This is a genomic window from Enterobacter sp. 03-F-07-AD-ECC, from assembly GCF_047530935.1.
GTDB lineage: Bacteria > Pseudomonadota > Gammaproteobacteria > Enterobacterales > Enterobacteriaceae > Enterobacter > Enterobacter cloacae.
In genome coordinates, this window is sequence record NZ_JBLKBZ010000003.1 from 306,908 (window position 1) to 329,763 (window position 22,856).

Here is a 22,856-nt window from a genome sequence, read left to right on the forward strand (position 1 = left end):
TTTCGATTTCTTTTCTATAGATTTTATTTAACTGCTTAAGTGAAAAAAGTGAAACGAAACGAAAGATAGCGACACATTTGCCAGCGTCTGATGTGGAATTCACACGACTAAGGACTGAGTTATGCCACAGATCACTCCCACCGCCACCACCGGCACCTGGACCGAAGAAGAGATCCGCCAGCAGCCTGCCAGCTGGATCCGCTCGCTCCACAACATCGATAATTTGCGCTCCTCGATTGACAGTTTCCTGACGCCACTGCTGCGTAAGCACGATCTGCGGATCGTACTGACCGGCGCGGGCACGTCCGCGTTTATAGGCGATATCATTGCGCCATGGCTTGCGAGCCACACCGGGAAAAACATCTGCGCCGTTCCGACAACCGATCTGGTCACAAACCCGATGGATTACTTCAGCCCTGCACATCCGCTGCTGCTGATCTCATTTGCCCGTTCCGGTAACAGCCCTGAGAGCGTCGCCGCCGTTGAGCTGGCCAATCAGTTCGTGCCGGAGTGCTACCACCTGTCGATCACCTGTAACGAGGCGGGAAACCTGTATCAGAGCGCTATCGACAGTGATAACGCCTGTGCCCTGCTGATGCCTGCCGAAACGCACGATCGCGGTTTCGCGATGACCAGCAGTATCACCACCATGATGGCAAGCTGCCTGGCCGTATTCGCGCCAGAGACGATCAACAGCAACACCTTCCGCGACGTGGCCGATCGCTGTCAGGCGATCCTCACCTCACTTGGTGATTTCCGCCATGGCGTATTTGGTAACGAGCCCTGGAAACGGATCGTCTACCTGGGAAGCGGTGGCCTGCAGGGGGCGGCGCGCGAATCGGCGCTGAAGGTACTGGAACTGACCGCGGGCAAGCTGGCGGCATTCTACGATTCCCCAACGGGGTTCCGTCACGGGCCTAAGTCGCTGGTAGATAACGAAACGCTGGTGGTGGTGTTTATCTCCAGCCATCCGTATACGCGTCAGTACGATCTGGATCTTCTGGCCGAATTGCGTCGCGATCGCCAGGCCCTGCGCGTTGTCGCCATCGCCGCTGAAAACGATCCGGTGATTGAAGCGGGCCCGCACATCCTGCTGCCGCCTTCACGCCCGTTTATTGATATGGAACAGGCGTTCTGCTTCCTGATGTACGCCCAGGTCTTTGCGCTGTCCCAGTCCCTCAGCGTGGGCAATACACCCGATACGCCATCCGCCAGCGGCACGGTCAACCGCGTGGTACAGGGCGTTGTTATTCACCCGTGGCAGGCTTAAGAGGATCGCATCATGAGCATTATCTCAACGAAATATCTTCTGCAGGACGCACAGGCAAAAGGCTACGCCGTGCCGGCGTTTAACATCCACAACGCAGAGACGATCCAGGCGATCCTCGAAGTGTGTAGCGAGATGCGATCGCCAGTGATCCTCGCAGGCACGCCGGGCACGTTCAAACATATTGCCCTGGAAGAGATCTACGCCCTGTGCAGCGCATATTCATTAACTTACGACATGCCGCTGGCGCTGCATCTCGATCATCACGAATCCCTCGACGATATTCGTCGCAAGGTTAACGCTGGCGTGCGTAGCGCGATGATCGACGGCAGCCACTATCCGTTTGAACAAAACGTGAAGCTGGTGAAATCGGTAGTCGATTTCTGCCACCTCAACGACTGTAGCGTCGAGGCTGAGCTGGGCCGTCTGGGCGGCGTGGAAGATGACATGAGCGTCGACGCGGAGAGTGCATTTCTCACCGACCCGCAGGAAGCGAAACGCTTTGTCGAACTGACCGGCGTCGATAGCCTCGCCGTCGCCATCGGCACCGCACATGGCCTGTATACCAAACGCCCTAAAATTGACTTTCAGCGCCTGGCCGAGATCCGCGAAGTGGTCACCGTGCCGCTGGTGCTGCATGGCGCGAGCGATGTGCCGGATGAGGATGTACGTCGCACCATCGCGCTGGGTGTGTGCAAAGTCAACGTGGCGACCGAGCTGAAAATCGCCTTCTCTGACGCAGTGAAAGCCTGGTTTGCTGAAAACCCGCAGGGTAACGATCCGCGTTTTTATATGCGGGTCGGAATGGATGCCATGAAAGAGGTGGTCAGGAGCAAAATTACCGTGTGTGGCTCGGCAAACCGCTTGCTGCTTCCGGCAGAAGCCTGATGAAAAAGGATCTTACCCTGATGAAAAAAATCCTCACCCTATCCATGCTTGCCCTGTGTGTTTCCCATGGCGCGATAGCAGCGAATTACACCCTTAATAACGACAACATTGCCCTGTCATTTGATGACGCGAACTCGACGGTCGTGGTGAAGGACACCAGGGCTAATCATCCGCTGACGCCGCAGGAGCTGTTCTTTCTGACGCTGCCGGACGAGACTAAAATTCACACGGCGGATTTTAAGGTCAAACATGTCGAAAAACAGGACAGTGGAATTGTCGTCGACTTCACCCATCCTGACTATAACGTGACGGTGAAGCTGAACCTGGTGAAGGGCAAATACGCCAGCATCGACTACACCATCGCCGCCGTCGGGCAGCCACGGGATGTGGCGAAAATCACCTTCTTCCCGACCAAAAAGCAGGCTCAGGCACCTTACGTAGATGGGGCAATTAACAGCTCGCCGATTATCGCAGACTCGTTCTTTATCCTGCCGGATAAACCCATCGTTAACACGTACGCCTATGAAGCGACGACCAACCTCAATGTGGAGCTGAAAACCCCCATTCAGCCGGCAACACCGGTCAGCTACACCACCTACTTCGGTACCTTCCCGGAGACCAGCCAACTGCGCCGTAGCGTAAACCAGTTTATCGATGCCGTGCGTCCGCGTCCGTATAAGCCTTACTTACACTACAACAGCTGGATGGACATCGGCTTCTTTACACCGTACTCCGAGCAGGATGTGCTGGGGCGGATGGACGAATGGAACAAGGAGTTTATTGCCGGGCGGGGTGTCGCGCTGGATGCTTTCCTGCTTGACGATGGCTGGGATGACCTGACCGGGCGCTGGCTGTTCGGCCCGGCTTTCAGCAAAGGTTTTGGCAAGGTACGGGAGAAAGCAGACAGCCTGCACAGCTCTGTTGGCCTGTGGCTCTCGCCATGGGGCGGATATAACAAACCGCGCGATACGCGCGTCTCGCATGCAAAAGAGTACGGTTTCGAAACGGTAGACGGGAAGCTGGCGCTGTCAGGCCCGAATTATTTTAAAAATTTTAGTGAGCAGATCGTTAAGCTTATCAAAAACGAGCACATTACCTCGTTCAAGCTCGACGGGATGGGCAATGCCAATTCGCATATTAAGGGCAGCCCGTTCGCCTCGGATTTTGACGCCTCTATTGCACTGCTGCATAACATGCGCAGCGCCAATCCGAATCTGTTTATTAACCTGACGACCGGTACCAATGCCAGCCCATCCTGGCTGTTCTACGCCGATTCCATCTGGCGTCAGGGAGACGACATCAACCTGTACGGCCCCGGCACACCGGTGCAGCAGTGGATGACCTATCGCGATGCGGAGACGTATCGCTCTATTGTGCGTAAAGGTCCGCTATTCCCGCTGAACTCCCTGATGTATCACGGGATCGTCAGCGCGGAGAATGCGTATTACGGTCTGGAGAAGGTGCAAACGGACAGCGATTTTGCTGACCAGGTCTGGAGCTACTTCGCCACCGGCACCCAGTTGCAGGAGCTGTATATCACCCCTTCAATGCTCAACAAGGCGAAGTGGGATACCCTGGCGCAGGCTGCCAAATGGTCCCGGGATAACGCCAGTGTGCTGGTGGATACCCACTGGATTGGCGGAGACCCAACGGCGCTTGAGATCTACGGCTGGGCGTCGTGGAATAAAGACAAAGCCATTTTTGGATTACGAAACCCGTCGGATAAACCGCAAAGCTATTATCTGGATTTGACGAAAGATTTCGAAATCCCGACCGGAGACGCGACGCCGTTTAGCCTGAAAGCGGTCTATGGCAGTAACGCCACGATACCGGCAGAGTATAAAAACGCGGTGGTGATTACCCTCAAACCGCTGGAAACGCTGGTGTTTGAGGCGATGCCTGTTCACTAATCGTAGGCCGGGTAAGGCGCAGCCGTCACCCGGCAAAATAAGCACGCAGGGGCTTACTCCCCCTGCTGCTCCAGCGCATATTTATAGAGCGCATTCTTCTTCACGCCGTGGATTTCTGCCGCCAGTGCTGCCGCTTTCTTAAGCGGCAATTCAGCCTGTAGCAGTGCCAGAGTACGCAGCGCATCGGCAGGCAGTGCGTCCTCCTCCGCTTTATGCCCTTCGACAATCAGCACCATCTCACCCTTGCGACGGTTTTCGTCCTCTTTTACCCACGCCAGCAGTTCGCCGACCGGCGCGCCGTGAATGGTTTCCCAGGTTTTGGTCAGCTCGCGCGCCAGCACCACGTAGCGGCTCTCTCCCCAGACGGTCACCATATCTTCCAGGCTTTCCAGCAGGCGATGCGTGGATTCGTAGAAAATCAGCGTACGCGGTTCAGCTTCCAACTCTTTTAACACGTCACGGCGGCCTTTGGATTTGGCGGGCAGGAAACCTTCATAGCAGAAACGATCGGACGGCAGGCCCGCTGCGCTCAACGCAGCAATCGCAGCACACGGTCCTGGCAGAGGGACCACCCGGATCCCGGCTTCACGGCAGGTACGCACCAGATGGTAGCCCGGATCGTTAATCAGCGGCGTACCGGCGTCAGAGACCAGCGCAATGTTCTGCCCCTCTTTGAGCTTCGCCACCAGCGTTTCTGCTTTTTGCTGCTCATTATGATCGTGCAGGGCGAAGAGACGAGCGTTAATCGCAAAGTGTTGCAGCAATAAACCCGTATGCCGGGTATCTTCAGCAGCAATTAAATCAACAGCTTGCAATACGGTCAGCGCACGTTGGGTAATATCAGACAAATTCCCGATAGGAGTAGGTACAATATAAAGCTGGCCTTGAGAATTCTCTGCCGTTTCGTGTTGTTTCATTGTTTCGTCCGTATTGCCGATTTAATATTGAGCATTGCGTAAAAAAAATCACTGGATACAGTATGGTACCGTTAACGTTTCTTCGAAAAAAAGCCACGCGCAGCGTGCCGCTTCTGCTGGCAGCCCTGATCTTTGCAGGCTGTGGCACCCAGGCACCTGACCAGAGCACGGCCCATCTGCAGGGATCCGCTCAGGCTGATTCTGGCTTTTATCTGCAACAAATGTCGCAAAGCTCAAATGATACCAGGATCAACTGGCAATTACTCGCCATTCGTGCACTGCTGAAAGAGGGCAAAACCCAGCAGGCCGCCGAACTGTTCAACCAGCTTCCGCACGAGCTTAACGATGCCCAGCGTCTTGAGCAGAGCCTGCTCTCTGCCGAGCTGAAAGTCGCGCTGAAAGATTATGCCGCCGCGAAAAAGATCCTTGGCGACATCGACGTAAGCGCACTGGATAAAAATCAGCAGGCCCGTTTCTGGCAGGCGGGTATCACCGCTGAGCAGGGACGTCCTTCCCTGACGCTGCTACGGGCGCTGATCGCCCAGGAGCCGCTGCTCGGCGGTGCGGACAAGCAGAAAAATATCGATTCCACCTGGCAGGCGCTCGCCTCAATGACCCAGGAACAGGCGCAGGCGCTGGTCATCAATGCTGATGAAAACGTGTTGCAGGGGTGGCTGGATCTGCAACAGATGTGGTTTAACAACCGCAGCGATCCAAACATGCTGAAAGCCGGTATTACCGACTGGCAAACGCGCTACCCACAAAACCCGGGCGCGAAAATGCTGCCGACACAGCTGGTGAACGTGCAGAACTTTAAGCCTGCCTCCACCAGCAAAATCGCCCTGCTTCTGCCGTTGAACGGCCAGGCGGCGGTATTTGGCCGCACCATTCAACAAGGTTTTGAAGCGGCGAAGAACGGTACCACGCCAGTGACCGGCAGTGCAGTTCCGGCGCAGGCAGCTCAGGCGGCAAACGTGAACGACGTTGTCAGCCCTTCCGCCGCGGAAACCAGCGACCTGACCACAGCACAAACGCCGCCGCAGGGGACGATGCAGAACCCGGTGACGGCACCGACCACACCTGCGGCCGCAGCACCCGCGCCTGCGACTCCGGTAGAGACACAATCCGCACCGGCGACAGAGCCTGCAACAGCGGAGCAACCTCAACCGCAGACCACTGAGCCCGCAGCACAACCTGCCGCTCAGCCTGCTGCCCAGCCACAGGCCGCAGCCACCACCAGCGCTAACCCGGGCGCTGAGCTGAAAATATACGACACCAGTTCTCAACCGCTCGATCAGGTTCTGGCGCAGGTGCAACAGGACGGTGCCAGCATCGTTGTGGGTCCGCTGCTGAAAAACAACGTCGAAGAGCTGATGAAGAGCAACACTGCGCTGAACGTGCTGGCGCTCAACCAGCCTGAACAGGTTCAGAACCGCGCCAATATCTGCTATTTCGCCCTCTCTCCGGAAGATGAAGCCCGCGATGCGGCGCGTCATATTCACGAGCAAGGGAAACAGTCTCCGCTGCTGCTGATCCCTCGCAGTACGCTGGGCGATCGCGTCGCCAACGCCTTTGCCGAAGAGTGGCAGAAGCTGGGCGGCGGCATCGTGCTGCAGCAGAAATTCGGCTCCGTCTCTGAACTGCGCGCGGGCGTTAACGGCGGCGCGGGTATTGCGCTTAACGGCAGTCCGGTGAGTGCAAGCCTGCCACAGCAGCAGAGCGTGACGATTGGCGGTCTGACCATCCCTGCCCCACCTACCGACGCGCAGATTAGCGGTGGCGGTAAAGTGGATGCGGCCTATATCGTCGCTACGCCGCAAGAGATTGCCTTTATCAAGCCGATGATCGCCATGCGTAACGGCAGCCAGAGCGGCGCCACGCTCTACGCCAGCTCTCGCAGCGCACAAGGCACCGCAGGCCCGGATTTCCGCCTGGAGATGGACGGCCTGCAATACAGCGAAATTCCGATGCTGGCGGGCAGCAATCCGGCCCTGATGCAGCAGGCGCTGAGCGCAGTCCGTAACGACTACTCACTGGCGCGTCTGTACGCGATGGGCGTCGATGCCTGGACGCTGGCGAACCACTTTACCCAAATGCGTCAGGTGCCGGGCTTTGAGCTAAACGGCAATACCGGCGATCTGACGGCCACTCAGGATTGCGTGATTAACAGGAAGTTATCATGGCTCAAATACCAGCAGGGACAAATCGTCCCGGCCAGTTAAGCCGTAAAGAGACCGGCGACGCCTGGGAATTAAAAGCGCGTCGCTGGCTTGAGGGCAAGGGACTGCGCTTTATCGCCGCTAACGTTCGCGGACGTGGCGGCGAAATCGATCTGATCATGAAAGAGGGTCAGGTCATTGTGTTTGTAGAAGTACGCTACCGACAGTCTTCCCGTTTTGGCGGTGCTGCCGCCAGCGTGACGCCCGCCAAACAACATAAATTATTACAGACTGCCCACTTGTGGCTTGCCCGCCATAATGGGAGTTTTGATACTGTGGATTGCCGGTTCGATGTGTTAGCCTTCACCGGAAACGAGATCGAATGGCTGAAAAACGCTTTTGGCGAAGACGCATAATTAAGATTTAAAAGGGATAACGTGCTCGAAAGAATTAAAGTGTGCTTCACAGAAAGCATTCAGACTCAGATTGCCGCGGCAGAAGCCCTCCCTGACGCAATCTCTCGCGCCGCCATGACGCTGGTGCAGTCCCTGCTCAATGGCAACAAAATCCTCTGTTGTGGCAATGGCACGTCCGCTGCCAACGCACAGCATTTTGCTGCCAGTATGATCAATCGTTTTGAAACAGAACGCCCCAGTTTACCTGCCATTGCACTTAATACCGATAATGTGGTCTTAACAGCGATTGCTAACGATCGTCTGCATGACGAGATTTACGCTAAGCAGGTGCGTGCCCTGGGCCATGCGGGCGATGTGCTGCTGGCCATCTCCACGCGCGGCAATAGCCGTGACATTGTCAAAGCCGTCGAAGCCGCCGTTACCCGCGATATGACTATCGTTGCCTTAACCGGCTATGACGGGGGCGAGCTGGCGGGCCTGCTGGGGCCGCAGGATGTGGAAATCCGCATTCCGTCTCACCGTAGTGCACGCATTCAGGAGATGCATATGCTCACGGTGAACTGCTTATGTGATTTGATCGATAACACGCTTTTCCCTCACCAGGATGATTAAGGAGTTCTCATGAAGGCTTTATCGACCCTCGCAGTCCTTATGTCTGCATTACTGCTGCAGGGATGTATCGCTGCGGCTGTCGTGGGTACCGCTGCCGTCGGCACCAAAGCAGCGACCGATCCGCGCACCGTTGGCACCCAGGTAGATGACGGCACGCTGGAGCTGCGCGTCAACAGTGCGCTGTCGAAAGACGAGCAAATTAAGAAAGAAGCGCGCATCAACGTGACGGCTTACCAGGGCAAAGTGCTGCTGACAGGCCAGGCGCCAAATAGCGAACTCTCCAGCCGCGCAAAACAGATCGCGATGGGCGTAGAGGGCACTGCGGAAGTCTTCAACGAAGTCCGTCAGGGGCAGCCAATCAGCCTTGGTACCGCCTCCAATGACACGTGGATCACCACGAAAGTCCGTTCCCAACTGCTGGGTTCAGACCAGGTGAAATCATCCAACGTGAAAGTGACGACCGAAAACGGCGAAGTGTTCCTGCTGGGCCTGGTTACCGATCGTGAAGGGAAAGCGGCGGCCGATATCGCCAGCCGGGTGAGCGGCGTGAAACACGTCACCACCGCATTTACTTACATTAAGTAATTCCCACCTGACTGTAAGCCCGGTGCGTGCTCGCGCCACCGGGCTTTTTTCACAGAAGCGCAATCCCCCCCACAATCACCCCACTCAACGCCACCAGTCCTGCAGTGAGCCACAGCGCTTTAGCGGGGAATGACTTACGCAGCATGATAAGCGACGGCAGGCTGATGGCAGGCAAGGTAATGAGCAACGCCAGTGCCGGTGCGGTGCCCATGCCGGCCAACATCATGGTCTGAACAATCGGAATTTCAGCCGCCGTTGGGATCACAAACAGACAACCGGCAACGGCCATCGCAATGACCCACATCAGGGTATTGTCGATGGCGCCGTCGGCATGCGGGAATAGCCAGACGCGTGCGGCCCCGAGCACCAACACCGCCAGGATATACACAGGAATGGTGCTCCAGAAAAGCTGCCACAGAGCATTCCCCCAGCGCGCAAAGAAGCTTCCCTGCGGCTCGCTGACATCAAGCTCAATGGCGGCCGGTTCAACGGCGTTATCTTTCACCCATTTCTGCACCAGCGTTGCCACCACCAGCACCGTCATCAGACCGGCCACCAGGCGGATAAAGGCGAAATGCCAGCCCAGCACAAAGCCCATAAACACCAGCGTTGCCGGGTTTAACAGCGGGTTGCCCATCCAGAACGCCAGCGCACCGCCCATAGAGACTCGCTGACGGCGCATACCGGCAGCAACAGGCGCGGCACAGCACGAACACATCATGCCCGGCAAGGAGAAAATGGTCCCCAGCAGGGTGCCCTGAAAACGTGGCTGCCCCAGGGTTTTCACCAGCCAGTGACGCGGGATAAGCACCTGGATCAACGAGCCCAGAATGACGCCTAATACGGCGGCTTTCCAGACGGCAAGGAAATAGACCATGGCATAATCCCACGCCGCGCGAAGCGGGCTGGAATCAGCGTGAGCGAGAATAGATTTACCGATGCTGTGCGTTTCAGCGGCAGTGAAGGCTTTACCGTAGTACGGCTGCCATTTCACATACCAGAGGCCGATAATGACCACGAGAAAGAAGAGCGCGGGCTTCCACCATTGGACAGGTGTTGCCGCCTGAGATGAAGACTGACCAGTCATAGCATTCCCCGGAGAGTGTTATTTAATTAGCCGGGGGAGTTTACGCCTCGCCCTGCGCGATTTCACGCAGTTTCGCCGAAGGGATGATATTCACTCCCTCCTGCGATGGTGACAGCCCCTCTTTTAACATCGCACGCGCCACATCGCGCGCCTCGATGGATTTCCAGTTACCGGGGAGAATGCGGAACAACGGGGCAAACATCGACTCGTTAAAACGACGCTCGTCGCGATGCCCCAGCAGCATGGAGGGACGGACTATTGTCAACCGCTCCCACTTCTGGGCAATCAGGGCCTCTTCCATCTCGCCCTTCACCTTGCTGTAAAAGAACGGCGAATGGGCGCTGGCGCCCAGCGAGCTGACCACCACAAAATGGGTGGCACCCAGCTTTTTCGCCGTTAGCGCCGTATCAACCACCAGCGTATAGTCAGCATGAACAAACGCCTCTTTACTGCCCGCCTCACGCCGCGTTGTCCCGAGGCAGCAAAAGGCGATATCGATGGGATCCTGCACCTGCGCCAGTGCGTCGGTCAGCTGTGGATCGTGAGGATTAAAAACGCCAGAAATGTCCGCCAGCGGTCGACGTGTCGGGGCCGCAATGTAGTTCACCCTGCGATCCTGGATCAGCAGCCGCAGCAGATGATCGCCCACCAGCCCGGTTGCCCCCGTAATCAGTACCTGACTCATTTCATCCCCTTTACAGAATAGTCCGTTTGCGAACTCAGCATGGTCAACCACACTTAGAAGTCTGTTACCGGTAAGTATTTACCACAAACGGGAAAAAAACAGTCTGAAGCGAAAACAACGGAGGAAGCATGGGTAAAAAAATCGCAGTCCTGATTACCGACGAGTTTGAAGATTCAGAATTCACCTCACCTGCTGAGGCGTTCCGCAAGGCGGGACATGAGGTCATCACCATTGAGAAAGAGGCGGGAAAAACGGTGAAAGGCCATAAGGGCGAGGCCAGCGTGACCATCGATGAGACCATCGATAACGTCAGCCCGTCTGATTTTGATGCCCTGCTGTTACCCGGCGGTCATTCACCGGACTCCCTGCGCGGCGACGAGCGCTTCGTAACGTTCACCCGCGATTTTGTCTCCACCGGAAAACCGGTCTTTGCTATCTGCCATGGTCCGCAACTGCTTATCAGCGCGGATGTGGTGCGCGGGCGTAAACTCACTGCCGTGAAACCGATCGTTGTCGATCTGAAAAACGCGGGGGCCGAGTTTTACGATCAGGAGGTGGTCAACGACAAAGACCAGCTGATCACCAGCCGAACCCCGGACGATCTGCCGGCGTTCAACCGCGAAGCGCTACGCCTGCTCGGCGCGTAGCCAGTGCAGCTTTTTGCCAAAGCCCAGCGTGTTGTCGGTAAATTTCAGCTCATCAAGGCGGATTTCCCACACCGGGGCTTTTAAGGCGGCGGCTACCGGAAAGCGGCGCGTGTAGTGCTTACGGCGCGCGTCGCTCTCTTCACCATCCAGACGACGGATCTCCCCTTTAAACTGCACCCCACGGATCAGTGCCACCGTTTTAGGCTGACCGTTAACTGTCCCTGCCACCTTCGCCTGCTGACCGGTCATCTGCGCATGGCGCGTTTTATCTTCACTCATCACATAAAACGCAACGCGCTCAGGGTCATAATAGTAAAACGCATTCGCGCACCACATTTCACCGTCGTCATACACGCACCAGGTGACAACATGCTGTTTCGCCAGCCAGCTGTTAATGGCAGCCAGAGTTTCCATTTTCGTTCTCTCTCATGCTATGGTGCGTTCACCTTAACATACTGAATCTGTTTACCGTGTGCTGGTTTCTCTATCTTGTCCGTACCGCCGATAACGCTCTCTACACCGGGATCACGACCGATGTGGCGCGGCGTTTTCTTCAGCATCAAACGGGAAAAGGGGCAAAAGCGCTGCGGGGGAAAGGAGAATTAACGCTCGCCTTTTCTGCCCCCGTGGGTGACAGATCGCTGGCGTTAAGAGTGGAATACCGCATTAAGCAGTTGACGAAGCGCCAGAAAGAGCGCCTCGTCACCGGAGACGGATCGTTTGAGGCGCTGTGTGAAAGCCTGATTAGAAGCGATTAAAATGGTCGTGATACTCCACGAGGCCATTTACGCCGTTGAGCGCGTCATCCGCCAGACGGTGCACCTGGAAGGCAGTTTCGGTGCCCGGCCAGCGACAGCGGAGATCATACTGCGCCGCCGGCTCGAAGCCCAGGCGACCATAGAAAGCAGGATCGCCCAGCGTCACCACCGCGGCATAGCCAAACTCATTGAGCGAGTCCAGCCCTTCATACACCAGCTGACGTGCCAGCCCTTGTCCACGATAGTTTTCATCTACCGCCAGCGGCGCCATTCCTACCCACTGTAATTCTTCACCCTGAACGGTTACCGGGCTGAAGGCAACGTAGCCCACCACCTGACCTTCGTCATCGGTGGCAACCAGCCCCAGCGTGATCAGGCCGTCTTCGCGGAGATCGTGGACCAGTTGGGCTTCTGCGTCGCTCGCAAAAGAGCGGCGTAACAACGCATCGATACCCGGTGCATCAATCCCAATTTCGACTCGAATCAGCATGGCTCACCTACTGAAGTGTGTTTACTGTCAGGCGGGGTTTTCAGCCCGGCCTCAACGAAATCTGCCATTTGCATTAACATCACGCGCAGCGCTTTTGGCATCTGCTCCAGCTCAATGGCATCCATTAAATTTTTGACGTACAGACCCAGTTCCGTATCGCCTTCAATGACCAGACGGCGCTGGAAAAAGAGGGTATCCGGATCCTGCTTACGCGCGGCGATCATCAGCAGATCGCAGGCGTCGGCGCTAAAGCTCACATCCGCGTCGGCGGACTGGCGCACAATCAGCTGGTCATTCTCGACGGAGGTAAACCAGCGCAGACCGATATCACGCACTTCAATGCTTAACCAGCGGCCTTCCAGGAACGCCAGTTCGCCTTCCTGCAGCGCCTGGCGGAACTGCCAGCTCAGGAGCTGCTCCAGCACCTGACGTTTAAGCGCGAACGGCGCCAGTTTTACCGGCACGCTCAGCATTGATGGACCAAATTGTACGAGACGTGAACGCAGTTTATCCAGCACGAGCTTTACTCCCTGATAGCGATAGTCCGGGTATTTTGCCATATCCGGAGGAGAACATAGCGGCGTAAATCAACAAACCGACGTCCGGTGTACCTCATTATTGGTGCCATCAATACGCCATTAGCTGCCTTAAATCAAAAATTGTCGCGTATGGGTTAATTAAAATCCCAGCTCGTTAACATTTTTGCTCTCGACGACATCAGGATAAATTATGGAGCTGCTCTGCCCTGCCGGAAACCTTCCGGCGCTTAAGGCGGCCATCGAAAATGGGGCCGATGCGGTCTATATCGGGCTGAAAGATGATACTAACGCCCGCCATTTTGCTGGCCTCAACTTTACGGAGAAAAAGCTTCAGGAAGCCGTTAACTTCGTACATCAGCACCGCCGCAAATTGCATATTGCCATCAATACCTTTGCCCATCCTGATGGCTATGCCCGCTGGCAGCGCGCGGTGGATATGGCAGCACAGCTGGGTGCCGATGCGCTGATTCTGGCCGACCTCGCCATGCTAGAGTATGCGGCAGAACGCTATCCTCATATTGAGCGCCATGTCTCTGTTCAGGCCTCTGCCACCAACGAAGAGGCGGTACGTTTTTATCATCAAAATTTTGACGTGGCCCGGGTGGTTTTACCGCGCGTGCTCTCTATTCATCAGGTTAAGCAACTCGCGCGCGTCACGCCAGTGCCGCTGGAAGTTTTTGCCTTTGGTAGCCTGTGCATCATGGCTGAAGGCCGCTGCTATCTCTCCTCGTATTTAACCGGTGAATCCCCTAATACCGTTGGTGCCTGCTCACCTGCCCGCTTTGTTCGCTGGCAGCAAACCCCGCAGGGGCTGGAATCTCGCCTGAATGAGGTACTGATTGACCGCTATCAGGACGGTGAAAACGCTGGCTACCCGACGCTGTGCAAAGGCCGCTATCTGGTTGACGGCGAGCGTTATCACGCGCTGGAAGAACCCACCAGCCTCAACACGCTGGAACTGCTGCCGGAACTGCTGGCCGCTAATATTGCCTCGGTGAAGATTGAAGGTCGCCAGCGCAGCCCGGCCTACGTCAGTCAGGTGGCGAAAGTCTGGCGTCAGGCCATTGACCGCTGCATGGCAGACCCGCAGAACTACGCCCCGCAATCGGCCTGGATGGAGACGCTCGGCGCAATGTCTGAAGGCACCCAAACCACGCTTGGCGCGTATCACCGTAAATGGCAGTGAGATAACCATGAAATATTCATTAGGACCGGTGCTCTACTACTGGCCAAAAGAGACGCTGGAAGATTTTTATCAACAGGCCGCGACCAGCAGCGCCGATGTGATTTACCTTGGCGAAGCGGTATGCAGCAAGCGCCGTGCCAGCAAAGTGGGCGACTGGCTGGAGATGGCGAAAAGCCTGGCCGGGAGCGGCAAACAGGTGGTGCTCTCTACGCTGGCGCTGGTACAAGCCTCATCTGAACTGGGTGAGTTGAAGCGCTACGTGGAGAACGGCGAGTTTCTGCTGGAGGCCAGCGATCTGGGCGTGGTGAATATGTGCGCCGAACGCAAGCTGCCGTTTGTCGCGGGCCATGCATTGAACTGCTATAACGCCGTGACCCTGCGCCTGCTGCTGAAACAGGGGATGACGCGCTGGTGCATGCCGGTAGAGCTGTCGCGTGACTGGCTGGTAAACCTCCTGAACCAGTGTGACGAGCTGGGTATTCGCAACCAGTTTGAAGTGGAAGTGTTGAGCTATGGCCATCTGCCGCTGGCGTACTCTGCCCGCTGCTTCACTGCCCGCTCTGAAGATCGCCCGAAAGACGAGTGCGAAACCTGCTGCATCAAGTACCCGAACGGGCGCAGCATGCTGTCGCAGGAGAATCAGCAGGTGTTTGTCCTGAACGGCATTCAGACCATGAGTGGTTATGTGTATAACCTTGGTAACGAGCTGGCGTCGATGGACGGACTGGTGGACATGGTACGTCTGTCCCCGCTGGACACCAGCGTGTTTGCCATGCTGGATGCTTTTCGCGCCAATGAAAACGGCGCATCGCCGCTGCCGCTGACGGCAAACAGTGACTGTAACGGCTACTGGAAGCGGCTGGCCGGACTGGAGCTGCAGGCCTGAAAAAGGCTCACTTTGTTAACAACGGTTATCATTATTTAATGCAGTATTAAAGATTGACCGTCGACAAAGTGAGCTGTTATGACTGACAAAACCCTTCCGTTTTCGGTGCTGGATCTGGCGCCGATCCCACAAGGCTCCTCGGCAAGAGAAGCTTTTTCGCACTCTCTCGATCTGGCTCAACTGGCCGAAAAGCGTGGCTATCACCGTTACTGGCTGGCGGAGCATCACAACATGGTCGGCATCGCCAGCGCTGCCACCTCGGTGCTGATTGGCTATCTGGCCGCGAACACCACTACCCTGCACCTGGGATCCGGTGGCGTGATGCTGCCAAACCATTCTCCTCTGGTGATCGCCGAGCAGTTTGGTACGCTGAATACCCTCTACCCGGGCCGTATTGATTTAGGCCTTGGCCGTGCGCCGGGCAGCGACCAGCCCACCATGCGCGCCCTGCGTCGCCATATGAGCGGTGACATCGACAATTTCCCGCGTGATGTGGCTGAACTGGTGGACTGGTTCGATGCGCGTGACCCGAACCCGCACGTGCGCCCGGTGCCGGGCTATGGCGAGAAGATCCCGGTATGGCTGTTAGGCTCAAGTCTTTATAGCGCGCAGCTTGCTGCACAGCTGGGGCTGCCCTTCGCGTTCGCCTCCCACTTCGCACCGGATATGCTGCATCAGGCGCTGCATCTCTACCGCACGAACTTCAAACCTTCTGAAAGGCTGGAGAAACCGTACGCGATGGTGTGTATCAACATCATTGCCGCCGACAGCAATCGCGATGCGGAATTCCTGTTTACCTCCATGCAGCAGGCGTTTGTGAAGCTGCGTCGCGGTGAGACCGGCCAGCTTCCACCGCCGGTGGAGAATATGCATCAGCTGTGGTCAGCTTCCGAGCAGTATGGTGTTCAACAGGCGCTGAGCATGTCGCTGGTGGGAGATAAAGCGAAGGTGCGTCACGGGCTTGAAGCGGTGCTGCGCGAGACGCAGGCTGATGAGATTATGGTTAACGGCCAGATTTTCGATCATCAGGCGCGTTTGCACTCGTTTGAACTGGCGATGCAGGTGAAAGAGGAGTTGGTGGGGTAGTTTTTTTGCCCGGTGGCGCTTCGCTTACCGGGCCTACGGGATCGCGTAGGCCGGATAAGGCGTAGCCGCCATCCGGCACAAAAACTTACTGATATACCGGCAACAGATTAAAGCTCGACAGCACGTGGACCAGCGCGTTACCAACACCAAACACCAGAATCAGTGCAATCATCGGTTTACCGCCCCAGACGCGGAATTTCGGGCTACCGAAGCGCTGACGGGATTTACGCGCCAGAAGCGCCGGCACAATTGCCGCCCAGATGGTAGCCGCCAGACCGGCATAACCAATGGCGTACAGGAAGCCGTTCGGCCACAGCAGGCCGCCCACCATCGGTGGCAGGAAGGTCAGCAGTGCGGTTTTGAAGCGCCCCATAGCGGAGTCATCAAAGCCAAACAGGTCCGCCAGATAGTCAAACAGGCCGAGCGTCACGCCGAGGAAAGAGCTCGCAACCGCAAAGTTGGAGAATACCACCAGCAGCAGATCCAGACTGCGGCTGTTCAGTACACCGCTCAGCGCCTGCACCAGCACATCTATATTCCCGCCCTTCTGCGCAATGCCGATAAACTCAGGACGCGGGATGTTGCCCATCGTCCCCAGCAGCCAAATCACATACAGCCCCAGCGCCAGCAGCGTACCGTAAACCAGGCACTTGACGATTGTCCGCGGGTCTTTGCCGTAGTACTTCATCAGGCTCGGTACGTTGCCGTGGTAGCCAAACGACGCCAGACAGAACGGCAGGGTCATCAGCAGATACGGCGTATACGACGTATTGGTTTCAGCCACGTTAAACAGTGTTGACGGGGTAACGTGCCCCAGCAGGCTACCGAAGGTCAGAAAGAAAGTGATGACCTTTGCGCCCAGTACGATGGCCGTCATCCGGCTCACCGCTTTGGTACTCATCCAGACGATAAACGCGACACCCAGCGCAAAGCACAACCCGGCCAGACGCGCCGGAACGTTCAGCGACATCTCCGAAAAGGTGTGATGCAGAATCGAGCCGCTTGCTGAGATGTACGCGTAGGTCAGGATGTAGAGCACAAACGCGATGGAAAGGCCGTTCACCAGGTTCCAGCCTTTACCCAGCAGATCTTTCGTGATGGTGTCGAAGCTGGAGCCAATGCGGTAGTTCAGGTTGGCTTCAAGGATCATCAGCCCTGAATGGAGCATACAGAACCAGGTGAAGACCAGCGCAGCCAGCGACCAGAAGAACCACGCACCGGACATGACCACTGGCAGGGAGAACATCCCGGCACCAATAATGGTTCCGCCGATGATCACCACGCCGCCAAGCAGCGAAGGTGACGTTTGGGTGGTGGTTAGTGTCGCCATACAGCCATATCTCCAGTCAAAAATGTGGTTTGCATTTTAATGTGCTGCACTGTACCAGTACAAGAGTACAAAGGGAATAAAAAAAGCCCCGATAGTCTTTATCGGGGCTGTATATATTACTTTACGTCAGAAACGAAAGGCTTACGCGTCACCAAAACGACGACGGCTGGTGCCTTCTTCACGACGTGGGCCACGGCTATCACGGCGTTCACCGGAGAAACGACGACCTTCACCACCGCGACCTTCGCTGCGACCGCCTTCACGACGCTCGCCACCGAAACCGCGACCACCGCCACGACGTTCGCCGCCACGGTCAGGACGTGGCTGTGCATCGCCCAGCAGCTGCATGTTCATCGGCTTGTTCAGGATGCGGGTGCGAGTAAAGTGCTGCAGTACTTCGCCCGGCATGCCTTTTGGCAGCTCGATGGTGGAGTGAGATGCGAACAGCTTGATGTTACCGATGTAACGGCTGCTGATGTCGCCTTCGTTCGCGATCGCGCCAACGATATGACGAACTTCAACACCATCATCACGGCCCACTTCAATGCGGTACAGTTCCATTTCGCCAGCGTCACGACGCTCACGACGTGGACGGTCTTCACCACCACGCTCTGAACGGTCACCACGTGGGCCACGATCGTTACGGTCACCACGGCGTTCGAAGCGATCGTCACGATCGCGGAACTCACGACGAGGACGCATCGGTGCATCTGGTGGCACGATCAGGGTACGTTCGCCCTGTGCCATCTTCAGCAGTGCTGCAGCCAGCGTTTCGATATCCAGCTCTTCGCCTTCAGCGGTTGGCTGAATCTGCGCCAGCAGCGCACGGTACTGATCCAGATCGCTGCTTTCCAGCTGCTGCTGGACTTTCGCGGCGAATTTTTCCAGACGGCGTTTGCCCAGCAGTTCCGCGTTTGGCAGCTCCGCTTCCGGAATGGTCAGCTTCATGGTGCGTTCAATGTTACGCAGCAGACGACGCTCGCGGTTCTCAACGAACAGCAGGGCACGACCCGCACGACCTGCACGACCGGTACGGCCGATACGGTGAACGTAAGACTCAGAGTCCATTGGGATGTCGTAGTTTACAACCAGGCTGATACGCTCAACGTCCAGACCACGTGCTGCCACGTCGGTTGCAATCAGGATATCCAGACGACCGTCTTTCAGACGCTCCAGCGTCTGCTCACGCAGAGCCTGGTTCATGTCGCCATTCAGCGCTGCGCTGTTGTAGCCGTTACGCTCCAGGGCTTCAGCCACTTCCAGGGTCGCGTTTTTGGTACGAACGAAGATAATCGCCGCATCAAAATCTTCCGCTTCCAGGAAACGCACCAGCGCTTCGTTTTTGCGCATGCCGTACACAGACCAGTAGCTCTGGCTGATGTCCGGGCGAGTGGTAACGCTGGACTGAATGCGCACTTCCTGCGGCTCTTTCATGAAGCGGCGGGTAATGCGACGGATTGCTTCTGGCATGGTGGCAGAGAACAGAGCGGTCTGGTGACCTTCCGGGATCTGCGCCATGATGGTTTCTACGTCTTCGATGAAGCCCATACGCAGCATTTCGTCGGCTTCATCCAGTACCAGACCGCTCAGTTTAGAGAGATCCAGTGTACCGCGCTTCAGGTGATCCAGCAGACGGCCCGGCGTACCGACCACAATCTGTGGGCCCTGGCGCAGGGCGCGTAACTGCACGTCATAACGCTGGCCGCCGTACAGGGCTACCACGTTTACGCCGCGCATGTGTTTAGAGAATTCCGTCATCGCTTCCGCAACCTGAACCGCCAGTTCACGGGTTGGAGCCAGGACGAGGATCTGCGGTGCACGCAGGTCCGGATCAATGTTGTTCAGCAGCGGCAGCGAGAATGCTGCGGTTTTGCCGCTACCAGTCTGGGCCATGCCCAGCACGTCACGACCAGAGAGCAGATGTGGGATACATTCTGCCTGGATCGGAGATGGTTTTTCGTAACCGAGATCGTTAAGAGCTTCAAGGATAGGAGCCTTCAGGCCCAGATCTGCAAAAGTGGTTTCGAATTCAGCCATGTAGTACGAGTGCCTCAATGTCAATGGCGGCCAGTCTACTTAGCTCATCGTGAAAATGATCTGCAATTTTCATTGAAAAGTGTGAACCGGCTCAAATTAGGTGTATTGACGAACAACAACGCCCTCACCAGTGAAGGTGATGGCAATCAAAAAGATTACGGGCTGATGTTTATGTCGTCAGCTATTGCTGGTCCGATTCTGCCAGGTCATCTTGCTCCTGGCCCAAGAGCGATAATTCCAACAATGCATAACGGTGCTCAACGAAGTTGTGTACGTTGTTAGCAACCGCTAATTTGAACAGTGCCGTAGCGCTGTCCTTATCCCCCAGACTTAGGTAGTACTTACCTAAATAGAAGTTGGTTTCACTGAGATGCTCAGCGAGCGAGGTGTTATCCGTTGCGTCCGCCTTGAGGCGTTCCATCAGCGTTGCTTCGCTAATGTTGCCCAGGTAGAACTCGACAATGTTCCATCCCCACTGTTCCTTGTCCGATTTGTCGAAGCGCTGTTTCAGTGCCTCTTTTGCCTGCTTCTCATCGAGCTTCTGCTCAACGATGTAAAGCCACAGGCTACGGAAAGGATCATTAGGATCGTCTTGATAAAACGCCAGCAGATCATCTTGCGCTAACTTATCACGACCGCCGTAATACAATGCGATACCGCGATTCAAGTGCGCGTAGTTGTAAGTTGGATCAAGCTCAAGTACAGAATCAAACGCTTCATAGGCAGCATCAAAATTGCCTGCCTGCGTTAAATAAATGCCTAAGTAATTGAATACTTCAGGCATATCAGGTCGGATAGCCAGCGCTTGTGAGAAATCATTTCGCGCTAATGCCCTCAGACCGAGACTATCATACAACACTCCGCGCTCATATAAAAGCTGTGCGCGTTCGTCATCGGTTAAAGCCCGACTGGCAAGAATTTGTTCCATGCGTGCCAGAATCACTTCCTGCTGCAAAGTCGGTTGCAATGGCACTGCGAGGACTTCGCTCTTACGCCAGGCAGAGTTGCTGCATCCTGCCAGCGTTAAAGCTGTCGCAACGAAACACCAGCGCAAAAAAGGCTTCATTTCCCACTCCCGAAGACAACTATTGGATGAACGTCCTGTCCCCCGGCGGCTTAACAAGGCGTCCTGCCTGATAATGGCCCTCCGCGATGCAGAGGGCAAATGGCAACCTTACTCGCCTTGCTGTTCTGCTGCCGGTGCTTCTGGCGCAGCAGCTGGCTGAGACTGCTCGGTTGCTTCTTTAATGCTCAGACGGATACGGCCCTGGCGGTCAACTTCCAGAACTTTAACCGGTACTTCCTGACCCATCTGCAGGTAATCGGTCACTTTCTCAACGCGCTTGTCAGCGATTTGAGAGATGTGTACCAGACCTTCTTTACCGCCACCGATGGCAACGAACGCGCCAAAGTCAACGATACGGGTCACTTTACCATTGTAGATACGGCCCACTTCGATTTCTGCAGTGATTTCTTCGATGCGACGAATCGCGAATTTCGCTTTTTCGCCGTCGGTCGCTGCGATCTTCACCGTACCGTCATCTTCGATTTCAATGGTGGTGCCGGTCTCTTCGGTCAGCGCACGGATCACGGAACCGCCCTTACCGATAACATCTTTGATTTTGTCTGGATTGATCTTGATGGTGTGAATACGCGGAGCGAATTCGGAGATATCACCGCGTGGCGCGTTGATAGCCTGTTCCATCACGCCCAGGATGTGCAGACGCGCACCTTTTGCCTGGTTCAGAGCAACCTGCATGATCTCTTTGGTGATACCTTCAATTTTGATATCCATCTGCAGTGCAGAGATACCGTCGCGGGAACCCGCCACTTTGAAGTCCATATCGCCCAGGTGGTCTTCGTCGCCCAGAATGTCAGACAGAACAACAAAGTTGTCGCCCTCTTTCACCAGCCCCATTGCGATACCCGCAACGGCGGCTTTGATTGGCACGCCTGCATCCATCAGCGCCAGAGAGGCACCACACACGGAAGCCATGGAAGAAGAACCGTTGGATTCGGTGATTTCAGAAACCACACGAACGGTGTACGGGAATTTGTCTGCGTCTGGCATCACTGCCAGCACGCCGCGCTTCGCCAGACGACCGTGACCAATTTCACGACGCTTAGGCGAACCCACCATACCGGTTTCCCCTACGGAGTACGGAGGGAAGTTATAGTGGAACAGGAAGCTGTCAGTGCGCTCGCCCATCAGCTCGTCGATGATCTGTGCGTCACGTGCAGTACCCAGGGTCGCGGTAACCAGCGCCTGCGTTTCGCCACGGGTGAACAGCGCAGAACCGTGAGTACGTGGCAGTACGCCAGTACGCACGTCCAGACCACGGATCATGTCTTTTTCACGGCCATCGATACGCGGCTCGCCAGCCAGTACGCGGCTACGAACAACGTTTTTCTCGATTGCGTGCAGAATTTCGCTCAGCTCGTTAGCGTCCAGCGTTTCGTCTTCAGCAACCAGCGTGGCGATGGTTTCGTCTTTGATCACGTCAACCTGAGCATAACGCTCCTGCTTGTCGGTGATACGGTACGCATCGCTCAGACGCGCTTCAGCCAGTGCAGCAACGCGTGCGTTCAGCGCGTCGTTAGCGGCTTCAGGCTGCCAGTCCCAACGTGGTTTACCGGCTTCTTTCACCAGCTCGTTGATGTTCTGGATAACAACCTGCTGTTGGTCGTGGCCGAAGACCACAGCGCCCAGCATCTGGTCTTCGCTCAGCAGCTCTGCTTCAGACTCAACCATCAGAACGGCGGCTTCCGTACCGGCAACAACCAGGTCCAGCTTACTTTCTTTCAGCTCTTCCTGAGTCGGGTTCAGCACGTACTGGTCGTTGATGTAACCAACGCGCGCGGCACCGATAGGACCATTGAATGGAATACCGGACAGAGACAGCGCAGCGGAGGCACCGATCATCGCAACGATATCCGGGTTAACCTGTGGGTTAACGGAAACCACGGTCGCGATAACCTGCACTTCGTTTACGAAGCCTTCCGGGAACAGCGGACGAACCGGGCGGTCAATCAGACGCGCGATCAGGGTTTCGCCTTCGCTTGGACGGCCTTCACGACGGAAGAAGCCACCCGGGATTTTACCGGCAGCGTAAGTACGCTCCTGGTAGTTAACGGTCAGTGGGAAGAAGTCCTGACCTGGTTTAGCTTTTTTCTGGCCAACAACGGTCACGAATACCGCGGTGTCATCCATGCTTACCATAACGGCAGCAGTAGCCTGACGTGCCATCATGCCGGTTTCCAGCGTGACGGTATGCTGACCATACTGGAATTTACGAACGATCGGATTCAGCAAAATTCTGTCCTTTCTTAAATGTTTGACAGCACACCACAGGTGTGCTGACGATTTAACC

At 56.1% G+C, this 22,856-nt stretch carries 23 protein-coding genes; 12 read left to right on the forward strand and 11 right to left on the reverse strand.

The window, feature by feature from the left end; translation table 11 throughout:
* Positions 1-121: 121 nt before the first annotated feature.
* From ACMWKA_RS06605 to ACMWKA_RS06615, 3 genes are read left to right on the forward strand one after another with little or no spacing between them, the layout of a single operon-like run.
* Complete coding sequence (locus ACMWKA_RS06605) at positions 122-1,270, forward strand: SIS domain-containing protein (RefSeq protein ID WP_045293584.1); 1,149 nt, start codon at positions 122-124, stop codon at positions 1,268-1,270.
* Positions 1,271-1,282: 12 nt separating this feature from the next.
* Positions 1,283-2,155, forward strand: coding sequence for a tagatose-bisphosphate aldolase subunit KbaY (gene kbaY / locus ACMWKA_RS06610; RefSeq protein ID WP_013098894.1), 873 nt, complete (start codon positions 1,283-1,285; stop codon positions 2,153-2,155).
* Positions 2,156-2,175: 20 nt separating this feature from the next.
* Complete coding sequence (locus ACMWKA_RS06615; RefSeq protein ID WP_414760099.1) at positions 2,176-4,065, forward strand: enterotoxin; 1,890 nt, start codon at positions 2,176-2,178, stop codon at positions 4,063-4,065.
* 53 nt (positions 4,066-4,118) lie between these two features.
* Here ACMWKA_RS06615 and rsmI read toward each other — a convergent pair whose 3' ends face one another.
* Entirely contained in the window at positions 4,119-4,982 is an 864-nt protein-coding gene (rsmI, locus tag ACMWKA_RS06620) for a 16S rRNA (cytidine(1402)-2'-O)-methyltransferase (RefSeq protein WP_013098896.1), read from the reverse strand.
* A gap of 62 nt (positions 4,983-5,044) precedes the next feature.
* On the opposite strand from rsmI, the gene ACMWKA_RS06625 reads away from it, so the two are divergent.
* From ACMWKA_RS06625 to dolP, 4 genes are read left to right on the forward strand one after another with little or no spacing between them, the layout of a single operon-like run.
* Complete coding sequence (locus ACMWKA_RS06625) at positions 5,045-7,204, forward strand: penicillin-binding protein activator (protein ID WP_013098897.1); 2,160 nt, start codon at positions 5,045-5,047, stop codon at positions 7,202-7,204.
* A complete protein-coding gene (locus tag ACMWKA_RS06630) occupies positions 7,162-7,557 on the forward strand; it encodes a YraN family protein (protein ID WP_013098898.1) in 396 nt (131 codons plus the stop codon). Before ACMWKA_RS06625 ends, ACMWKA_RS06630 begins: the two co-directional genes overlap by 43 nt.
* Before the next feature lie 21 nt (positions 7,558-7,578).
* Positions 7,579-8,169, forward strand: coding sequence for a DnaA initiator-associating protein DiaA (gene diaA / locus ACMWKA_RS06635; protein ID WP_003861754.1), 591 nt, complete (start codon positions 7,579-7,581; stop codon positions 8,167-8,169).
* A 9-nt stretch (positions 8,170-8,178) separates the two neighbouring features.
* Positions 8,179-8,754, forward strand: coding sequence for a division/outer membrane stress-associated lipid-binding lipoprotein (gene dolP / locus ACMWKA_RS06640; protein ID WP_013098899.1), 576 nt, complete (start codon positions 8,179-8,181; stop codon positions 8,752-8,754).
* A 49-nt stretch (positions 8,755-8,803) separates the two neighbouring features.
* Here the strand turns inward: dolP and ACMWKA_RS06645 are convergent, their stop codons facing one another.
* Together ACMWKA_RS06645 and ACMWKA_RS06650 are read right to left on the reverse strand one after the other, a co-directional pair.
* The gene (locus ACMWKA_RS06645) at positions 8,804-9,841 is read right to left on the reverse strand and encodes a permease (protein ID WP_044157663.1); all 1,038 of its coding nucleotides are present in this window, start codon (positions 9,839-9,841) and stop codon (positions 8,804-8,806) included.
* A gap of 40 nt (positions 9,842-9,881) precedes the next feature.
* Positions 9,882-10,526: an NAD(P)H-binding protein gene (locus ACMWKA_RS06650; protein WP_148791213.1), complete on the reverse strand. Its 645-nt coding sequence runs from the start codon at positions 10,524-10,526 to the stop codon at positions 9,882-9,884.
* Between the two features lie 128 nt (positions 10,527-10,654).
* Between ACMWKA_RS06650 and ACMWKA_RS06655 the strand changes: the two genes are divergently transcribed.
* Complete coding sequence (locus ACMWKA_RS06655; RefSeq protein WP_013098902.1) at positions 10,655-11,173, forward strand: type 1 glutamine amidotransferase domain-containing protein; 519 nt, start codon at positions 10,655-10,657, stop codon at positions 11,171-11,173.
* Here the strand turns inward: ACMWKA_RS06655 and ACMWKA_RS06660 are convergent.
* Positions 11,153-11,587: a YhbP family protein gene (locus ACMWKA_RS06660; RefSeq protein ID WP_284957328.1), complete on the reverse strand. Its 435-nt coding sequence runs from the start codon at positions 11,585-11,587 to the stop codon at positions 11,153-11,155. The genes ACMWKA_RS06655 and ACMWKA_RS06660 overlap by 21 nt on opposite strands.
* Positions 11,588-11,601: 14 nt before the next feature.
* Between ACMWKA_RS06660 and ACMWKA_RS06665 the strand changes: the two genes are divergently transcribed.
* A complete protein-coding gene (locus ACMWKA_RS06665) occupies positions 11,602-11,931 on the forward strand; it encodes a GIY-YIG nuclease family protein (RefSeq protein ID WP_020687335.1) in 330 nt (109 codons plus the stop codon).
* On the opposite strand, the gene ACMWKA_RS06670 is transcribed toward ACMWKA_RS06665, so the two are convergent.
* Together ACMWKA_RS06670 and ubiT are read right to left on the reverse strand one after the other, a co-directional pair.
* Complete coding sequence (locus ACMWKA_RS06670; RefSeq protein WP_095908333.1) at positions 11,918-12,421, reverse strand: GNAT family N-acetyltransferase; 504 nt, start codon at positions 12,419-12,421, stop codon at positions 11,918-11,920. The two genes, ACMWKA_RS06665 and ACMWKA_RS06670, sit on opposite strands and share 14 nt — an antisense overlap.
* On the reverse strand, positions 12,415-12,939 hold the full coding sequence (gene ubiT / locus ACMWKA_RS06675; RefSeq protein ID WP_038420959.1) for a ubiquinone anaerobic biosynthesis accessory factor UbiT: 525 nt from the start codon (positions 12,937-12,939) through the stop codon (positions 12,415-12,417). Before ubiT ends, ACMWKA_RS06670 begins: the two co-directional genes overlap by 7 nt.
* 211 nt (positions 12,940-13,150) lie before the next feature.
* Here ubiT and ubiU point away from each other — a divergent pair, with 211 nt between their 5' ends.
* The 3 genes from ubiU to ACMWKA_RS06690 all read left to right on the forward strand — a co-directional run bounded on the left by ubiU (position 13,151) and on the right by ACMWKA_RS06690 (position 16,118).
* Complete coding sequence (ubiU, locus tag ACMWKA_RS06680; RefSeq protein ID WP_062857462.1) at positions 13,151-14,146, forward strand: ubiquinone anaerobic biosynthesis protein UbiU; 996 nt, start codon at positions 13,151-13,153, stop codon at positions 14,144-14,146.
* 7 nt (positions 14,147-14,153) lie between these two features.
* The gene (locus ACMWKA_RS06685; protein WP_095908334.1) at positions 14,154-15,032 is read left to right on the forward strand and encodes a U32 family peptidase; all 879 of its coding nucleotides are present in this window, start codon (positions 14,154-14,156) and stop codon (positions 15,030-15,032) included.
* Between the two features lie 78 nt (positions 15,033-15,110).
* The gene (locus ACMWKA_RS06690; protein ID WP_414760087.1) at positions 15,111-16,118 is read left to right on the forward strand and encodes a luciferase-like monooxygenase; all 1,008 of its coding nucleotides are present in this window, start codon (positions 15,111-15,113) and stop codon (positions 16,116-16,118) included.
* A gap of 85 nt (positions 16,119-16,203) precedes the next feature.
* Here ACMWKA_RS06690 and mtr read toward each other — a convergent pair whose 3' ends face one another.
* From mtr to pnp, 5 genes are all read right to left on the reverse strand, one after another.
* Complete coding sequence (gene mtr, locus ACMWKA_RS06695) at positions 16,204-17,448, reverse strand: tryptophan permease (RefSeq protein ID WP_038420695.1); 1,245 nt, start codon at positions 17,446-17,448, stop codon at positions 16,204-16,206.
* Positions 17,449-17,589: 141 nt separating this feature from the next.
* Positions 17,590-19,485 (reverse strand): DEAD/DEAH family ATP-dependent RNA helicase, encoded by a 1,896-nt coding sequence (locus tag ACMWKA_RS06700; RefSeq protein WP_013098911.1) that lies wholly within the window; start codon positions 19,483-19,485, stop codon positions 17,590-17,592.
* A complete protein-coding gene (gene yrbN, locus ACMWKA_RS06705; RefSeq protein WP_097533792.1) occupies positions 19,478-19,558 on the reverse strand; it encodes a protein YrbN in 81 nt (26 codons plus the stop codon). Before yrbN ends, ACMWKA_RS06700 begins: the two co-directional genes overlap by 8 nt.
* A gap of 108 nt (positions 19,559-19,666) precedes the next feature.
* Complete coding sequence (gene nlpI / locus ACMWKA_RS06710) at positions 19,667-20,551, reverse strand: lipoprotein NlpI (RefSeq protein WP_013098912.1); 885 nt, start codon at positions 20,549-20,551, stop codon at positions 19,667-19,669.
* Positions 20,552-20,659: 108 nt separating this feature from the next.
* Positions 20,660-22,798, reverse strand: coding sequence for a polyribonucleotide nucleotidyltransferase (pnp, locus tag ACMWKA_RS06715; RefSeq protein ID WP_013098913.1), 2,139 nt, complete (start codon positions 22,796-22,798; stop codon positions 20,660-20,662).
* Between the last annotated feature and the right edge of the window lie 58 nt (positions 22,799-22,856).

What these genes read in the sequence shown, in the direction of transcription:
- ACMWKA_RS06605 (WP_045293584.1), top strand. Translation starts at nt 122, where the DNA reads ATGCCACAGATCACTCCCACCGCCACCACCGGCACCTGGACCGAAGAA.
- kbaY (WP_013098894.1), top strand. Translation starts at nt 1,283, where the DNA reads ATGAGCATTATCTCAACGAAATATCTTCTGCAGGACGCACAGGCAAAA.
- ACMWKA_RS06615 (WP_414760099.1), top strand. Translation starts at nt 2,176, where the DNA reads ATGAAAAAAATCCTCACCCTATCCATGCTTGCCCTGTGTGTTTCCCAT.
- rsmI (WP_013098896.1), bottom strand. Translation starts at nt 4,982, where the DNA reads ATGAAACAACACGAAACGGCAGAGAATTCTCAAGGCCAGCTTTATATT.
- ACMWKA_RS06625 (WP_013098897.1), top strand. Translation starts at nt 5,045, where the DNA reads ATGGTACCGTTAACGTTTCTTCGAAAAAAAGCCACGCGCAGCGTGCCG.
- ACMWKA_RS06630 (WP_013098898.1), top strand. Translation starts at nt 7,162, where the DNA reads ATGGCTCAAATACCAGCAGGGACAAATCGTCCCGGCCAGTTAAGCCGT.
- dolP (WP_013098899.1), top strand. Translation starts at nt 8,179, where the DNA reads ATGAAGGCTTTATCGACCCTCGCAGTCCTTATGTCTGCATTACTGCTG.
- ACMWKA_RS06645 (WP_044157663.1), bottom strand. Translation starts at nt 9,841, where the DNA reads ATGACTGGTCAGTCTTCATCTCAGGCGGCAACACCTGTCCAATGGTGG.
- ACMWKA_RS06650 (WP_148791213.1), bottom strand. Translation starts at nt 10,526, where the DNA reads ATGAGTCAGGTACTGATTACGGGGGCAACCGGGCTGGTGGGCGATCAT.
- ACMWKA_RS06655 (WP_013098902.1), top strand. Translation starts at nt 10,655, where the DNA reads ATGGGTAAAAAAATCGCAGTCCTGATTACCGACGAGTTTGAAGATTCA.
- ACMWKA_RS06660 (WP_284957328.1), bottom strand. Translation starts at nt 11,587, where the DNA reads ATGGAAACTCTGGCTGCCATTAACAGCTGGCTGGCGAAACAGCATGTT.
- ACMWKA_RS06665 (WP_020687335.1), top strand. Translation starts at nt 11,602, where the DNA reads ATGCTATGGTGCGTTCACCTTAACATACTGAATCTGTTTACCGTGTGC.
- ACMWKA_RS06670 (WP_095908333.1), bottom strand. Translation starts at nt 12,421, where the DNA reads ATGCTGATTCGAGTCGAAATTGGGATTGATGCACCGGGTATCGATGCG.
- ubiU (WP_062857462.1), top strand. Translation starts at nt 13,151, where the DNA reads ATGGAGCTGCTCTGCCCTGCCGGAAACCTTCCGGCGCTTAAGGCGGCC.
- ACMWKA_RS06685 (WP_095908334.1), top strand. Translation starts at nt 14,154, where the DNA reads ATGAAATATTCATTAGGACCGGTGCTCTACTACTGGCCAAAAGAGACG.
- ACMWKA_RS06690 (WP_414760087.1), top strand. Translation starts at nt 15,111, where the DNA reads ATGACTGACAAAACCCTTCCGTTTTCGGTGCTGGATCTGGCGCCGATC.
- mtr (WP_038420695.1), bottom strand. Translation starts at nt 17,448, where the DNA reads ATGGCGACACTAACCACCACCCAAACGTCACCTTCGCTGCTTGGCGGC.
- ACMWKA_RS06700 (WP_013098911.1), bottom strand. Translation starts at nt 19,485, where the DNA reads ATGGCTGAATTCGAAACCACTTTTGCAGATCTGGGCCTGAAGGCTCCT.
- yrbN (WP_097533792.1), bottom strand. Translation starts at nt 19,558, where the DNA reads ATGAAAATTGCAGATCATTTTCACGATGAGCTAAGTAGACTGGCCGCC.
- nlpI (WP_013098912.1), bottom strand. Translation starts at nt 20,551, where the DNA reads ATGAAGCCTTTTTTGCGCTGGTGTTTCGTTGCGACAGCTTTAACGCTG.